Annotated in this window: 15 protein-coding genes; 5 read left to right on the forward strand and 10 right to left on the reverse strand. The window is 64.9% G+C overall.

Annotation, left to right across the window (positions count from 1 at the left end; translation table 11 throughout):
• Position 1: 1 nt before the first annotated feature.
• Positions 2 to 859: an FkbM family methyltransferase gene (locus G3A50_RS18275; RefSeq protein ID WP_163076578.1), complete on the forward strand. Its 858-nt coding sequence runs from the start codon at positions 2 to 4 to the stop codon at positions 857 to 859.
• Here G3A50_RS18275 and G3A50_RS18280 read toward each other — a convergent pair.
• The 8 genes from G3A50_RS18280 to G3A50_RS18315 form a co-directional block, all read right to left on the reverse strand.
• A complete protein-coding gene (locus G3A50_RS18280) occupies positions 856 to 1,800 on the reverse strand; it encodes a glycosyl hydrolase family 18 protein (RefSeq protein WP_170308649.1) in 945 nt (314 codons plus the stop codon). The genes G3A50_RS18275 and G3A50_RS18280 overlap by 4 nt on opposite strands.
• 38 nt (positions 1,801 to 1,838) lie before the next feature.
• Positions 1,839 to 3,245, reverse strand: coding sequence for an exopolysaccharide biosynthesis polyprenyl glycosylphosphotransferase (locus tag G3A50_RS18285; RefSeq protein ID WP_163076579.1), 1,407 nt, complete (start codon positions 3,243 to 3,245; stop codon positions 1,839 to 1,841).
• Positions 3,246 to 3,508: 263 nt separating this feature from the next.
• Positions 3,509 to 4,522 carry an NAD-dependent epimerase/dehydratase family protein gene (locus G3A50_RS18290; RefSeq protein ID WP_163076580.1) on the reverse strand — a complete coding sequence of 338 codons (1,014 nt, stop codon included), beginning with the start codon at positions 4,520 to 4,522 and terminating at the stop codon, positions 3,509 to 3,511.
• A gap of 74 nt (positions 4,523 to 4,596) precedes the next feature.
• Positions 4,597 to 5,670, reverse strand: a complete 1,074-nt coding sequence (locus G3A50_RS18295; protein ID WP_163076581.1) for a serine/threonine protein kinase — start codon at positions 5,668 to 5,670, stop codon at positions 4,597 to 4,599.
• Positions 5,667 to 7,100 (reverse strand): methylenetetrahydrofolate--tRNA-(uracil(54)-C(5))-methyltransferase (FADH(2)-oxidizing) TrmFO, encoded by a 1,434-nt coding sequence (trmFO, locus tag G3A50_RS18300; protein ID WP_163076582.1) that lies wholly within the window; start codon positions 7,098 to 7,100, stop codon positions 5,667 to 5,669. Before trmFO ends, G3A50_RS18295 begins: the two co-directional genes overlap by 4 nt.
• A gap of 130 nt (positions 7,101 to 7,230) precedes the next feature.
• Positions 7,231 to 7,392 (reverse strand): DUF1127 domain-containing protein, encoded by a 162-nt coding sequence (locus G3A50_RS18305; protein ID WP_163076583.1) that lies wholly within the window; start codon positions 7,390 to 7,392, stop codon positions 7,231 to 7,233.
• Positions 7,393 to 7,605: 213 nt separating this feature from the next.
• Complete coding sequence (locus G3A50_RS18310; protein ID WP_163076584.1) at positions 7,606 to 8,892, reverse strand: O-acetylhomoserine aminocarboxypropyltransferase; 1,287 nt, start codon at positions 8,890 to 8,892, stop codon at positions 7,606 to 7,608.
• A gap of 107 nt (positions 8,893 to 8,999) precedes the next feature.
• The gene (locus G3A50_RS18315) at positions 9,000 to 9,449 is read right to left on the reverse strand and encodes a CoA-binding protein (protein WP_163076585.1); all 450 of its coding nucleotides are present in this window, start codon (positions 9,447 to 9,449) and stop codon (positions 9,000 to 9,002) included.
• A gap of 149 nt (positions 9,450 to 9,598) precedes the next feature.
• Here G3A50_RS18315 and G3A50_RS18320 point away from each other — a divergent pair, with 149 nt between their 5' ends.
• From G3A50_RS18320 to G3A50_RS18335, 4 genes are all read left to right on the forward strand, one after another.
• Positions 9,599 to 10,039 (forward strand): PaaI family thioesterase, encoded by a 441-nt coding sequence (locus G3A50_RS18320; RefSeq protein ID WP_163076586.1) that lies wholly within the window; start codon positions 9,599 to 9,601, stop codon positions 10,037 to 10,039.
• 218 nt (positions 10,040 to 10,257) lie between these two features.
• A complete protein-coding gene (rplM, locus tag G3A50_RS18325; RefSeq protein WP_163076587.1) occupies positions 10,258 to 10,719 on the forward strand; it encodes a 50S ribosomal protein L13 in 462 nt (153 codons plus the stop codon).
• A 2-nt stretch (positions 10,720 to 10,721) separates the two neighbouring features.
• A complete protein-coding gene (gene rpsI / locus G3A50_RS18330; protein ID WP_163076588.1) occupies positions 10,722 to 11,198 on the forward strand; it encodes a 30S ribosomal protein S9 in 477 nt (158 codons plus the stop codon).
• Positions 11,199 to 11,439: 241 nt separating this feature from the next.
• On the forward strand, positions 11,440 to 12,663 hold the full coding sequence (locus tag G3A50_RS18335) for a GGDEF domain-containing protein (protein WP_163076589.1): 1,224 nt from the start codon (positions 11,440 to 11,442) through the stop codon (positions 12,661 to 12,663).
• Between the two features lie 51 nt (positions 12,664 to 12,714).
• Here the strand turns inward: G3A50_RS18335 and glnA are convergent, their stop codons facing one another.
• Together glnA and G3A50_RS18345 are read right to left on the reverse strand one after the other, a co-directional pair.
• Positions 12,715 to 14,124, reverse strand: a complete 1,410-nt coding sequence (gene glnA, locus G3A50_RS18340; RefSeq protein WP_163076590.1) for a type I glutamate--ammonia ligase — start codon at positions 14,122 to 14,124, stop codon at positions 12,715 to 12,717.
• A 132-nt stretch (positions 14,125 to 14,256) separates the two neighbouring features.
• Positions 14,257 to 14,595 (reverse strand): P-II family nitrogen regulator, encoded by a 339-nt coding sequence (locus G3A50_RS18345; RefSeq protein WP_163076591.1) that lies wholly within the window; start codon positions 14,593 to 14,595, stop codon positions 14,257 to 14,259.
• Positions 14,596 to 14,819 lie beyond the last annotated feature (224 nt).

The following is a 14,819-nucleotide window of genomic DNA, read 5'->3' on the forward strand; positions in this document are numbered from 1 at the left end:
CATGCTGCGGCGAATTTGCAAGCTGGTGAATCAACCTGCGTTCCGCGAGGCGCCGCTTACCGTGATCGGGCGAGGCGTGGCCTGGTCGTTCGCCGTGCTGACGGGGCGCAGCCCGGTGTTCGAGCTGGTGAAGGGCGGGGCGAAGCTGCGGGTGCCGCCGGACCTGCGCTACACCTCGGTGTCGACCTTCCTGCTGCGCGACACGTCGGAACCGGAACTGCGCTATGTGCAGAAATTCGTCGGCCCGGGTGACGTCTTCGTCGATGTCGGCGCGAATATCGGCCTGTTCACGCTCAAGGTCGCCCCGGCGGCGGCGCGTGTCGTGGCGGTGGAGCCCGGCAAGGAGGCGGGCGAGCAGCTTGACGCCAATGTCGCGCTCAACGGCTTCACCCATGTCAGCGTCGTACGCAAGGCGCTGTCGGACCAGCCCGGCCGGGCGGCGCTGTTCCACAATCCGCTCGGCCACGACCCGCAGGCGTTCTCCCTGCTCAATGACGGCCACGATGCCGAAAGCGAGACGGTGGAGCTGACCACGCTCGACACGCTGGTGGAGCAACTCGGTCTGCCCCGCCTCGATTGCGTGAAGATCGACGTGGAGGGTGGCGAGGGCGCGGTCATTGCCGGGGGGCTGAGCGCGCTGGGCAGGTTCCATCCGACGGTGATCTTCGAGATGAACTGCCCGACGCTGTTCAGGGCCGGCGGCGACCCGGCCGCGGCATGGAACCTGCTGGCGGGGCTCGGCTACCGCTTCTTCCAGCTCGGCAAGGATGGCCAGCTGGCGCCGCTGGCGGCACGGCCGCTGGAGTTCTGCAATGTGGTGGCCCGCCATGAGGCGAGCCCGGCCCTGCGCGCCGCCTAAGGCACCGGTGCCGAGCAGTCGGCAAGGTCGAGCGTGACGCATATGGCGGCGGCCATCGCGCGATAGTCCGGGTTGTCGGGGCCGGGAGGGCCCGGTGGCTCCAGTCGCAACGCGTACAGCATGGCGCCGGCCAGCGGATCGTCCCGCACCGCGCTGAGGATCTCGCCGGTATAGGCGAAGCTGAACCGGGGACCGTTGCCGGGCAACACCTGGACACCGAGCGCCAGCGGGCCCTTCCACAGCGCGCGATAGGCGCGGAAGGCCTGGTCCGGCCGATAGCTGGGGCCGGCGTCGTAGCTCATGATCGACACCAGATCGAGCTTGGCCGCGGCGGGGGAGCGCAGCAGCGCCAGCATCGAGCCACGCCAGGGGCTGCGTGGGGGCGCGGTGGCGAATGCGCCTTCACCATAGGCGCCCACGCTCCAGCCGGCGGCGCTGACCACGAGCGGGCGCGGCAGCGCGCTGCGGATCGTCTCCACGAGCTGGATCGACAGCAGATCGTTGGCGCAGTGCACGCGTGCGGACACGACCACGCAGGAGGGGTTGGCGGGCTCGTAGTCGATGTCGACACCGTCGGCGCCGAGATCGCGCACGAGACGCGCGAGCGCGTCGGCGTCGAGCCGGCTCCAGCCGCCATAGGTCGCACCGCCCACCGCGAGCAGCACCTTCGTGCCGGGCTGGCGCTGCTTCAGCGCGAGGATTCCTGCGCGCAATATGGCGCCGGAATAGGGATATTCGAGCCCGGTTCCCGACAGGTCGAGCGCGCCGGCATAGGTGAGGTCCGGCTTCACGAAGCTCAGCGCCACATGGGTGATGTAGCCCGGCAGGCCGGCCAGCGTGGTGGTGTCGCCCGAGGTGGCCGGCGTCTCGGCCCAGCTGGCATGATAGGCGAGGAACGGGCGCGGCGGCGGGGCCGCCTGTGCCGGCGAAAGCGGCGCCATCAGAAGCAGCGCCAGGAGGGTGCGCCGCGCCGCCTGCCTCAGAATGCCGAGTTGTCGGACAGTCCTCGGGTGACGGTCAGCAGCAGGATGCGGATGTCGAACCATATCGACCAATGCTCGATATAATAGAGGTCGAGCTCGACGCCCCGCTCGGCCTTCTCCACCGTGTAGATACCGCCGCGCATGCCGTTGATCTGGGCCCAGCCGGTAACGCCGGGCTTCATGCGGTAGCGGGCGACGTAGTCACTCACTGCTTCATAGCGCAGATTCTCGGTGATGAGCATGTTCGGGACGTGCGGGCGCGGGCCGACCACCGACATATCGCCCTTGAGCACGTTGAGAAGCTGGGGAATCTCGTCGAAGGAGAGGCTGCGCAGCACCGCGCCGACGCGGGTCACGCGCGGGTCCTGCTTCACGGCGCCGACCGATCCGTCGTCGGTGGGGTCGAAGCGCATGGTGCGCAGCTTGTAGACCATGAAGGGACGGTTGTTCAGGCCAACGCGTGCCTGCCGGAACAGCACCGGACCGGGCGAATCCAGCTTCACCGCGATCGCCGCCAGAAGCAGGATCGGGGACAGGATGATGAGGCCCGCAGTCGCGACCACATAGTCCTCGGCCGCCTTCAGAATGGCGAGCGAGCCCTTGAGGGGACGCTGCTGGACCTGAAGCGCGGCGTGGTCCGCCACCGCGGTCATCCGCGCGTAGTAGGGATAGAAAACCTTCGGCTCCAGCGTGATGATCACGTCCGCCGCGACGCGGCGCATCTCGGTCGCCAGCTGTTCGATGGCGGCCGGATCTTTCCACGGCTTGGTGATGACGACGACGTCCACCGGTGACTTCTTGGCATATTCCAGAAGTTCCTTCAGGCCGCCCAGCATCGGGGGGGCGGAATCCTGCGGCGCGTATTCTTCCTGCTCGCCGTCCTGGAACACGGCGACGAAATCGAGGAGATTGAGGTTCTCCTTGGTTATGGAATAGCTGCGTATGAGCTCATAGGCCCGGCCCAGATCACCGATGACCACGGCGTCCCGCCTGAGCAGATCGTTGCGCATGATCCATTTCATGCCGGCCCGCACCAGCACGAAACGCCCGAAGGCGAGAGCGAGGAGAGTGAAACCGGCCCAGACGGCGAGAAGGTAGATATCATCGTCGCGGGTCTGCACCAGCGCGTAGCAGGCGATCAGCACGGCCAGCATCGCCGGGATGCTGCCGATCACCAGATGCCGGATCGCACGCGTCCATTTCGCGTAATGCTCAACGCGATACGCGTGTCCCGCGGTCAGTGTGCTGAGGAAGGTGGCGGCGCCCAGAACGGCCAGCACGAGGATCTGGCTCCAGCTGAATCGCGGGCAGTAGAAATAGAAGGCGGCCGCCGCCGCCAGGATCATCGCGAGATCGCAGAGTCGGACCAGCCGGTTGACCAGTCCGTGGGTCCAGCGCGTCATCAGCCCGCCACTCCTTCGTACCCGGACTGACGCGAGGTCGTGCGTCCGTTCAGGGCGCCGTCGCGGAATGCAGATCCCTCGATCATCTTGTCCATTGATTGTGGCTAGCGGGCAGGATTGGCGAATGGCGGCTGAAAGGCGGCGCCCGATCTACCTAGCAAGCAATTATTACCATTCGGTCTATGTGACATATCTCGACCTTCGTGGGACGCCGCGGTGCTGTTCCTCGCGGTGGGATATCGTCGCGGATGAAGCGTCAGCGCCTACAGATAGCTTCGTGCCTGCCTGTACCACGCGACGAAGGCGCCGACGCCCTCAATCAGGGGCGTGTCGGGGGTGTAGCCGGTGAGGGCCTGGAGAAGGGCCGGGCTGGCGAAGGTGCGCGGCACGTCGCCCTTCTGCATCGGCAGCATCTTGCGGCGCGCGGGCTGACCGAGAATCTGCTCGATGGTCTCGACGAAATCGAGCAGCCCTACCGGCCTTCCCCCGCCGATGTTCACGACGCGGAACGGGCCCTGATGGGAGAGCGTATCCTCGGCCCGTGCCGGATCGACGCGATTGCTCTCGTCGGGCGGAAGGGCGGAAAGCGCAATGACGGCTTTGATCAGGTCGTCAATATAGGTGAAATCGCGGCTCATCCGGCCTTCGCCATAGATCTCGATCTCGCGGTCGTCGAGCATGGCCTCGACGAACTTGAACAGCGCCATGTCGGGACGCCCCCATGGCCCATAGACCGTGAAGAATCGAAAGGCGGTGGTGGGGATCCTGTGCAGATGGGCATAGGAATGGCCCATGGCCTCCATGCCCTTCTTGCTGGCGGCGTAGAAGGTCAGGGGCTCGTCGGCCCGGTCGCTCTCAAGAAACGGCACCGTGGGGCTGGCGCCATAGATCGAGGAGGTGGAGGCCAGCATCAGGTGCTTGACGCCGATCTGCCGGGCGGCCTCGATGACGTTCCAGGAACCGACGAGGTTCGAGTCCAGATAGGCTTTCGGATTTTCGAGGCTGTAGCGCACACCCGCCTGGGCGGCGAGGTGGAAGATCACCTCGGGACGCGCGGCCTCGGCCAGGCGCATCACCCGCTCACCGTCCTCCAGCCGCCCGATATGGGCCTCGAAGCCGGGGAAGCGAGCAAGCTCGGCGTGGCGCGCTTCCTTGAGCCGCACATTGTAATAGGGCGTCATGCCATCGAAACCGACGACGTGATGGCCCTGCTCCAGCAAGCGGCGGGCTAGATGGTATCCGATGAAGCCGGCGGTGCCGGTGATGAAGTATCGCATACACCCTCGCGCTTCGCGTCGGCAGGCGAGGTGCAGCCTGCAAGCCCTTCGAGCCCGCTGCCGTCCGCGACGGTCTAGATACCGCGTCGTACCCGATCGCTCAGGTTTCGCCTATCCCGGATAATGGCGTTGAGCACAATCTGCTGTTCGGGCGTGCGCGGCAGCAAGGCGAGCTGGTCGATCTGGTTGAGAGCGATGAGCCGCAGCAGGTCATCGCGCACCTCGCCGCGGTCGTCGCGGGGGAGAGCGTCGACAATCTGGATATGCTCGGGCGCAAGAACGTCGGGCAGGCTGGTCGCCAGATGGGTGCGCAGCGCCTGCTCGTCCAGCGAGCCGCCGGATTCGACAAACGCATAGAGCCCGAAGCTGTGACCGGCGGTCGGGAAATCGGCGACATGAGCCGCGCGCACGCCCTGCGCTTCGGCCAGCGTGGCGGCGATGCGCGGACCCTGCTCCATCGCGCGCGGGCCGCGCCCTTCGGTGTCGTGGTAGTTGAGCAGGCGGCGGGTGACGAAATTATAGACCCGCTTGCCGGTGTTCATCCAAATCCGGTTGAACAGGCTCTTGCGGGCGAGGATGCGCCGTTCGCTCGCGGTCAGGGCGTCGCGGCAGTAGCTGCGCTTCTGCTTCAGCAGATGGCGGATGTCCTCATAGGCGGCGATGCGAAACAGCTTGCTCCGCCGATTGAAGCAGACGGCAAGCTGGAAATCCATCAGCACCGCGCGCCCGTCGGCGGCGTAGAGCCAATTCTGCGGCTTGGCGAGATCGTTATGGGCGATGCGGCGGCGGTGGATCTCACGCAGTCCCCGGCGCGCGGAGGCGAAGTAGGCCACGTCGCCATAGGGACGCGCGATCTGCAGCGGCACGCCATCGACGAAGCCGCGCACCAGATGACCCTCTTCCAGCGCGTAGACCGGCACGGTATGGCCGCCGCCCTCGGCGCGGCGCAGCGCGCGGGCCTCGCGATGGGCGAAGTGACGGGCCAGCGGCTTCACCCACCACGCGACCTCGGCATAGTTCCGGCGCACGGCAGGGAAGGCCTGCCCGGCATCATCGTGCCACATGCCGCGCTCGATGGTGCTGAAGATGTCGCGCTTGAGCACGCTGTCGAGCTCGAAACGTCCGGGGGCAGAGGTCCTCTCGTTCACGCCGCAGCCTCGCCGTTGGGGTCGGCATGGGCGCGGGCCCAGGCGTCCATGTCCTCAAGGGCGCGGGCGGCCATGACCTGTTTCTTGGCCACCGTCTTGGCCGTGCCGCGAAGCCGGTTCCCCTCGGCGTCGCGCGTGGGCGCGGTATCGAGCGGCGGGAACAGGCCGAAATTGATGTTCATCGGCTGGAACGAGCGCGGGCCGGCATCGAGGGTTTCGATGTGGCCGCCGGTGATGTGATTGAGCAGCGCGCCGTGCGCCGTGGTCGGCGGGGGCACCGCGGCCGTGCCGCCCGTAAATTCGGCCGCCGTGAACAGGCCCGCGGCGAGCCCCATGGCGGCGCTTTCCACATAACCCTCGCAGCCGGTGATCTGGCCGGCGAAGCGCAGGCGCGGCTGGGCCTTGAGCCGCAGCGTGCCATCCAGCAGCTTGGGCGAATTGAGATAGGTGTTGCGGTGCAGCCCGCCGAGCCGCGCGAACTCGGCGTTCTCGAGGCCGGGAATCATGCGGAACAGCTTCACCTGGTCGGCGTAGCGGGTTTTGGTCTGGAACCCGACCATGTTGTAGAGCGTGCCCAGCGCGTTGTCCTGGCGGAGCTGGACGACGGCGTAGGACTTCACGGTGGGGTTGCGCGGATTGGTGAGACCCATCGGCTTCATTGGCCCGTGACGAAGCGTCTCCGGGCCACGCGCGGCCATGATCTCGACCGGAAGGCAGCCGTCGAAATAGGGCGTGTTGGCCTCGAATTCGCGGAACGGCACGGTGTTGCTGGCGACAAGGGCGGCGACGAAGGTGTCGTACTGCTCCTTGTCCATCGGGCAGTTGATGTAGTCCGCCCCGGTGCCGCCCGGTCCCGCCTTGTCGTAGCGCGACTGGAACCAGCACACGTCCATGTCGATGGAATCGAAATGGACGATCGGCGCGATGGCGTCGAAGAAGGCCAGGGCGTTCTCATCGGTGACGGTGCGCAGGGCGGCTGCCAGGTCCGGGGAGGTGAGGGGGCCGGTGGCGATGATCACCCGCTCCCAGTCCTCGGGCGGCAGTCCCGCAACCTCACCGCGCGCGACGGTGATCTCGGGGCGGGAGGCGATGGCGGCGGTCACGGCTTCGGAAAAGCCGTCCCGATCCACCGCGAGGGCGCCGCCTGCGGGAATCTTGCAGCGATCCGCGCAGGCCATGATCAGCGAACCGAGCCGGCGCATTTCAGCATGCAGCACGCCGACGGCGTTGGACGTGGAATCGTCCGACCGGAAGGAATTGGAGCAGACCAGCTCGGCCAGTCCTTCGCCCTTATGTGCGTCAGTGCCGCGTTCGGGGCGCATCTCGTGGATGATGACGGGAACGCCGCGGCGCGCAAGCTGCCATGCAGCCTCGGAGCCGGCGAGGCCGCCGCCGATGATGTGGACGGGGCGTTGGTCGGTTCTGCTCATTCCCACCCGGTGCGGTTTCTTCTGCCTCTGCCGAGCGGCCCCTTAGCACGGAACACGGCCAAAAAAGAAACGGCCCCGGAGGATATCCGAGGCCGGTTCGTCAGATCGATCGGTTCGGTGATCTGTATGATCAGGCCGCAGCCGCCGCCTGGCGCGCAACACTGACGATCTCGCCACGCGAGACGTTGATGTCGGCAAGGGTGCGGTCGTCGAGCTGCGACAGCTCGGCGAGAGTGCGACGATACGCATTCCAACGGCGGATCTGCTTGGCAACAAGGCCCCAGAGCAGCATTTCAAGTCTCCATCAGGTTCGGAAACGGATCGTGGCCGCCGGGCATTCCCGGTAAGCTGCATGTCCGTTAATCATTCCGTTGCCTAGATATTCGACACTCTGCCCATTTGGTAGGATGTATACCGCATTTCAGACCTGCGCCGCGCGCATGCCGCGCTCATAGTTCATTCACAATCCGCAAAGCTTACCGTCGCGCCTGCGGCGCCGCTGCGCTTAGGCGGCGGCGAGCGCCTGCTCAAGATCGGCGATGATATCGGCCGGCTCCTCGATGCCGATCGACACCCGCACCACGTCCGGCCCCGCGCCTGCCGCCACCTTCTGCGCATCGGCCAGCTGGCGGTGCGTGGTGGAGGCGGGATGGATGATCAGCGAACGGGTATCGCCGACATTGGCGAGATGCGAGAACAGCTTGACGTTCGATACCACGGCCGTGCCGGCGTCATAGCCACCCTTCAGCCCGAAGGTGAATACCGCGCCGGCCCCATTGGGCAGGTAGCGCTGGGCAAGGTTGTGGTAGCGATCGCCCGGAAGGCCGGGATAGCTGACCCATTCCACCTTGGGATGCTCGGCGAGGAAGGTGGCGACCGCAAGCGCGTTGTCGCAGTGGCGCCGCATGCGCAGCGGCAGCGTCTCGATGCCGGTGAGCAGCAGGAAGGCATTGAAGGGCGAGATGGCCGGGCCGAGATCGCGCAGGCCGAGCACGCGCGCGGCGATGGCGAAGGCAAAATTGCCGAAGGTCTCGCCGATCACCATGCCCTGATATTCCGGACGCGGCTGGGACAGCATGGGAAAGCGTTCGTCGCGCAGCCAGTTGAAGCTGCCGGCGTCGACGAGCACGCCGCCGATGGAATTGCCGTGGCCGCCGAGGAACTTTGTCGCCGAATGCACCACGATGTCGGCGCCGTGCTCGATCGGGCGGACGAGATAGGGGGTGGCCAGCGTGTTGTCGACGATGAGAGGCACGCCGGCGCGCTTGGCGACTTTCGAGATCGCGGCGATGTCGACCACGACGCCGCCCGGATTGGCGATCGATTCGATGAAGATCGCCTTGGTGCGCGGCGACACGGCCTTCTCGAACGAGTCCGGATCGTCGGCATTGGCCCACACCACGTTCCAGCCGAAGCTCTTGAAGGCGTGGTTGAACTGGTTGATCGAGCCGCCATAGAGCTTGTTGGCGGCGATGAACTCGTCACCCGGCGACAGCAGGGTCTGGAAGGCGAGCAACTGGGCCGCATGACCGGACGCCGCCGCTACCGCGGCGGTCCCGCCCTCCAGCGCCGCGACGCGCTCTTCAAGCACGGCGGTCGTCGGGTTGGTGATGCGCGTGTAGATATTGCCGAAGGCCTGGAGCCCGAACAGCGCTGCCGCGTGGTCCGCATCGTCAAACACGAAGGACGTGGTCTGGTAGATCGGCGTCGCCCGCGCTTTGGTCGTCGGGTCCGGCTGGGCGCCGGCATGGACGGCGAGGGTGGCGAATCCGGGTGAGCTGGCGTCAGTCATAGGCGTCCTCCTGTGGCGCGGCGGCCGGGCATTCACGCCCGGCGGCTCCGGCAGCATAATGAACGTATAAAAATAGGCATTATATTTTAATAACGAAATTTATATGTTTATTTGACGGACCCGATGGCGGGCAGGCGCAGGCGCGGGATATCTATGGCGGGGCAGCGATTCATGATCATGGCGACGCCCGCCGCCTCGGCCGTCGCGGCGGCCGTGTCGTCCCGCACGCCGAGCTGGCTCCAGATCAGCTTTGGGACCGGCGAGAGGGCGAGCGTTTCTTTGACAACGGCGGCCAGATATTCCGGCGCGCGGAAAACGTCGACCATGTCGATCGGCTCGGGGACATCGGCAAGGCGGGCATAGGTCGGCAGGCCCGCAATGTCGCGGCCGGCCTGTCCGGGATTGATGGCGAACACCTTATAGCCGTGCAGCGCGAGGAAACGCGCGACGCCATGGCTCGGGCGCGCCGGATTCGGGCTGGCGCCGACCACGGCGATGGTGCGGACCTTGCCGAGCCAGTCGGCGATGAAGGCATCGTCATAATGATCATGGTTCATGACCGCGCTTTCCTCTTGCTGTCGCGGGCGAGCCCGCGAAGGGGGCACGGGCCCCATATGGTTATGGCCGCCATCAAAACTATTGGCGTGCGCGTCCTCCGCTCACGCGGCCTAATGCCGATGTCGAGCGGGAGGAAGAAGAGATGCGTATGAACGCGGAAGAACTGCACGCCTATCTCGTCGCCGAGTTTCCCCAGGCCTTCGGCGAGGATCGGCCCCACCGCGTGGTGCGGGTGGATGGCGCGGGGGTCGGGCTCACCCTGTCGGCGAGCGAGGAGCATCTGAGGCCGGGCGACACGGTGTCGGGCCCCTCGATGATGGGGCTGGCGGATATCGCCGCCTATGCCGTGATCCTCGCCGCCATTGGCCCGGTGCCGCTCGCGGTGACGACCAGTTTCTCGATCAACTTCCTGCGCAAGCCGCCGGCGGGGCTGCTGGTCGCCGATGCGCGGCTGATGAAGCTCGGCAAGCGGCTCGCCGTCTGCGAGGTGGGGCTGCGCGCGCCGCATGAGGGAGGCAACCCCTTCGCGGTGACCGGCGAGGAGGAACTGTGTGCGCACGCCGTGACGACCTACTCGATCCCAAGCTGAGACATCAGGAAGCCGCGAAGCCGGCGATAAGGTGATGGCGAAGGGATCATTTCAATGGGTTAGAAGTGGGTATTAAAATACCTATTTTGTAATCCATTGAAATATATGGGATATTTGCGAAGTTGTTGCATTGACGTTGCGCGCGCGCTCGGCTAGAAGCCCCGCCATGAGAGAAGTGTGGCCGCGAAGGGCCGCACGCCCTGCATACGGACATTCCCATGAAGACCTTTTCGGCGAAACCTGCCGATATTCAGAAGAAGTGGATCGTGATCGACGCTTCCGGCCTCGTGGTCGGCCGTCTCGCGACCCTCATCGCGACCCGCCTCAAGGGTAAGCACAAGCCGATCTACACCCCCCACGTCGATTGCGGCGACAACATCGTCGTCATCAACGCCGACAAGGTGGTTCTGACCGGCAACAAGCGCAACGCCAAGGTGTATTACCACCACACCGGCTTCCCGGGCGGCATCAAGGAGCGGACTGCCAAGTTCGTGCTCGATGGCCGTTTCCCCGAGCGTGTTGTCGAGAAGGCAGTTGAGCGCATGCTGGCGCGTGGCCCGCTTGGCCGCAAGCTCATGGGCAACCTGCGCGTCTACAAGGGCGCCAGCCACCCGCACGAGGCTCAGCAGCCTGAGACGCTCGACGTCGGCGCGCTCAACCGTAAGAATGTGGGGATCTGATCATGGCTGAGCTCATCCAGTCGCTCGACGGGCTCGAGGCCCTGAAGTCGCAGGACGCCGAGGCGCCCAAGCACGTCCAGAAGCTCGACAAGTACGGTCGCGCCTATGCCACCGGCAAGCGCAAGAACGCGGTTGCCCGCGTGTGGGTTCGCCCCGGCACCGGCAAGATCGTTGTCAACGAGCGCCCGGTCGAGACCTACTTCGCTCGCCCGGTGCTGCGCCTCATCATCCAGCAGCCCTTCACCACCGCGGCCCGCACCGGTCAGTATGACGTGGTGTGCACGGTTTCCGGCGGCGGGCTTTCCGGCCAGGCCGGCGCGCTGCGCCACGGCATTTCGCGCGCGCTCACCTATTACGAGCCCGAGCTGCGTGCGCCCCTGAAGAAGGGTGGCTTCCTGACCCGCGATTCGCGCGTCGTCGAGCGTAAGAAGTACGGCAAGGCGAAGGCCCGCCGCAGCTTCCAGTTCTCGAAGCGTTGATCGGTTCGCGTTTACGACGATCAGAAGGGCAAGCCGCAAGGCTTGCCCTTTTTTCGTTTCTATCGGGGTCTTGCCGAATCTGTTCGGGAGCGGTTTGGTTCTATGATGAGGGCGGGCCCGTTTCGGGCCCGTGCCCTCAGTGTGCCGAGGGTATCAAGGTCTCAAGAGGTATTGAGCAGTTTCCGGTTGCTATAGAAGGGGCTAGAATGTTGATGCTTCATACCTTGCACGCTGCCTGAACATGCTCGATCCGTGGACGCTCTGGGCGGTCCTCATATCCATCTCATTCCTGCTCGCCTGTGCGATGCTTTATGTGTGGTGGCTGACGCCAGCCGAGCCGGCGCTGGTGCAATGGTCCGCCGCCCTCCTGTTGCTGGCGCTGGGACTTCTTGGCAGCGTACTGCACCGGCAGGTCCCTCATTTTGTGGTGGTGTCGCTGAGCAATAGTGCGCTTCTGGCCGCCTATGGGCTGCTCTGGAGCGGACTGAGGCGTTTCGACCGAAAGCCGGGCCGTCCGACCTATGTGCTGGTGGCGCCGGCCATATGGATCGTGCTCACCCAGCTTCCGCCCTTCAGCCATGACCTCGTGGCACGCGTGATCGTGCTCTCGCTCATGGTATGCGCGCTGTTGGGGCTCTCGATCCGCCAGGCCTGGCGGGGCATGGGCCTGACCAGCAAGGCGCGGCAGGCGCTGGTCGGGCTACTGGGCCTGTCCATCCTGATGAATCTCGCCCGTATCCTGATTGTCGGCCATGAGCCCGATAACAATGATCTGGAGCTGTTCACCAATCCGAACATGGTGTGGTTCGGGCTGGTCGGCGTGGCGATGACCATGTTCCTGAGCTTCACGCTGGTGCTGCTGGTGCGTGAGCGCGTCGAGCTGGTCTACAAGAGCGCGGCCCTGCTGGATTCCCTTACCGGCGTGCTCAACCGGCGCGGTTTCCTTGAGCAGGCGCTGCTATCGGCCGCGAATGGCGGGCTGTTTGCGGTGATGGTTCTGGATCTCGATCATTTCAAGAACATCAACGACCGTTTCGGCCATGCCGAGGGCGATCGGATGCTGGCGGCGTTCGCTCGGGCGATGAGGGAGAGTCTGCGCCAGAGCGACATCATTGGCCGGAGCGGCGGCGAGGAATTCATCGCGCTGCTGCCGGGAGCCGAACCGGCGGCGGCACGGGAGGCGGCGGTCCGGATCCAGCGCACCTTCGCGCAGACCAGTCTTCAGGTGGGGCTAAGGGATGCGGACGGCCCGGTGGTCGGCACGGTCAGCATCGGTCTCGCCTTCATGAATCTGCCGGCGGACATCCCCCTGTTTGAGATCGAGGCCAAGCTTCAACTCTTCATCGCGGAGGCGGATGGCGCGCTTTACGGCGCCAAGGATGCCGGGCGCAACCGGATCGAGGCGGTCGGGGTGCGCGGGGCGGCGGCGGGTTCCGCGCCCGGCGCGGCGACGGGCGTCGCCTGAAACGAAAAGGGGCGCCTTAAGGGCGCCCCTTCCGTGGGAGATCCTGACGGATCAGACCGAGTAGTACATCTCGAACTCGACCGGATGCGGCGTCATTTCGAAGCGCGCAACCTCGACCATCTTCAGCTCGATATAGGAGTTGATGAAGTCGTCGTCGAAGACACCGCCCTTCTTGAGGTAGTCGCGGTCCTTGTCGAGCGAGGACAGCGCCTCACGCAGCGAGGCGCACACGGTCGGGATCTTCTTCAGCTCCTTCGGAGGAAGGTCGTACAGATCCTTGTCCATGGCCGGGCCCGGATCGATCTTGTTCGCGATACCGTCAAGTCCCGCCATCAGCAGCGCCGAGAAGCAGAGATAGGGGTTCGCACCGGGGTCCGGGAAGCGGGTCTCGACGCGCTTGGCCTTCGGCGAGGTGGTGTAGGGGATGCGGCACGAGGCCGAACGGTTGCGCGAGGAATAGGCCAGCAGCACCGGCGCCTCGTAGCCCGGCACCAGACGCTTGTAGGAATTGGTGAGCGGGTTGGTGAAGGCGTTGAGCGACTTGGCGTGCTTGATGATGCCGCCGATGTACCACAGGCATTCCTGGCTCAGGTCGGCATACTTGTTGCCGGCAAACATCGGCTTGCCGCCCTTCCAGATCGACTGGTGCACATGCATGCCCGAGCCGTTGTCGCCGAAGACGGGCTTCGGCATGAAGGTCGCGGTCTTGCCGTAGACGTTGGCCACCTGGTGGATGCAGTACTTATAGATCTGCAGGTGGTCGGCCATGGTGACGAGCGGGCCGAACTTCAGGCCGAGCTCGTGCTGGGCGGAAGCCACTTCGTGGTGGTGCTTCTCGACCTTGGCACCCATGCGGGCCATCGCCGCCAGCATTTCGCCGCGCATGTCCTGGCCGCTGTCGATCGGGGGAACGGGGAAGTAGCCGCCCTTGGTCCGGACATGGTGGCCGAGATTGCCGCCTTCATAGTCGGTATCGGTGTTGGTGGGCAGCTCGACCGAATCCAGCTTGAAGCCGGTGTTGTAGGGGTCGGCCTTGTAGCGCACGTCGTCGAAGATGAAGAACTCGGCTTCGGGGCCGAAATAGACCGTATCGCCGATGCCCGTGGAGTTGAGATAGGCCTCGGCCTTCTTGGCGATGCCGCGCGGGTCGCGCCCATAGGGCTCACCCGTGGTCGGTTCCAGCACGTCGCAGACAACGACGAGCGTGGTTTCCGAGAAGAAGGGATCGATGCATGCGGAATCGAGATCCGGCTGGAGGTGCATGTCGGACTCGTTAATCGCCTTCCAGCCGGCGATGGACGAGCCATCAAATGCCTGACCTTCGGCGAAGAAGTCTTCATCGACCATCGTAATGTCGAAGGTCACATGCTGCCACTTGCCGCGCGGATCGGTGAAGCGGAGGTCGACGTATTTCACGTCGTTGTCCTTAATCAGCTTCATTACATCCTTGGCCGTCGTCATTATATCCGTACCTCTGTTTAATACTGCAGCGCGCTGCGGACAGCGTGGCGCCTGCGATGGTCGAACAACGATACGCGCCGCATCGCGAACGATGCGGCGCGTCCTGTCGGCCCAGGCATATTACGCGTGCAGTCAGATGGCGTCGACGCCCGACTCGCCCGTACGAATGCGAATGGCTTCTTCAATGTTCGAGACGAAGATTTTGCCATCGCCAATGCGGCCGGTCTGGGCGGCGCGGCGGATGGCGTCGATGGCGGTTTCCACCATGTCGTCACCCACGACGACCTCGATCTTCACCTTGGGCAAAAAATCGACGACGTATTCCGCCCCGCGGTAAAGCTCGGTGTGACCCTTCTGGCGGCCAAACCCCTTGGCCTCGGTGACCGTGATTCCCTGCAGCCCTACTTCCTGCAGCGCCTCCTTCACCTCATCCAGCTTGAAGGGTTTAATGATGGCCTCAATCTTCTTCATGTATCTCGTCTCCCTGACCCGACGTTCCGCGACACCCGGTCGAGCCGGATCGCGATCAAGCAGAACCCATGCCAAGCGATGGGTTTCCGGGAAAATAGCGGGATATCCGGCCATTGCGAGCGGGAAAGACCGCATGGTTGCGGGATAATTCCGGGGTATGATCAATAAGTAAGCAAAATGATTATAAAACGTGCAGTTTTGTCAGGTTCGATAGGCGCGGGGGC

It is taken from the genome of Ancylobacter pratisalsi, from assembly GCF_010669125.1.
GTDB classification, from domain to species: domain Bacteria; phylum Pseudomonadota; class Alphaproteobacteria; order Rhizobiales; family Xanthobacteraceae; genus Ancylobacter; species Ancylobacter pratisalsi.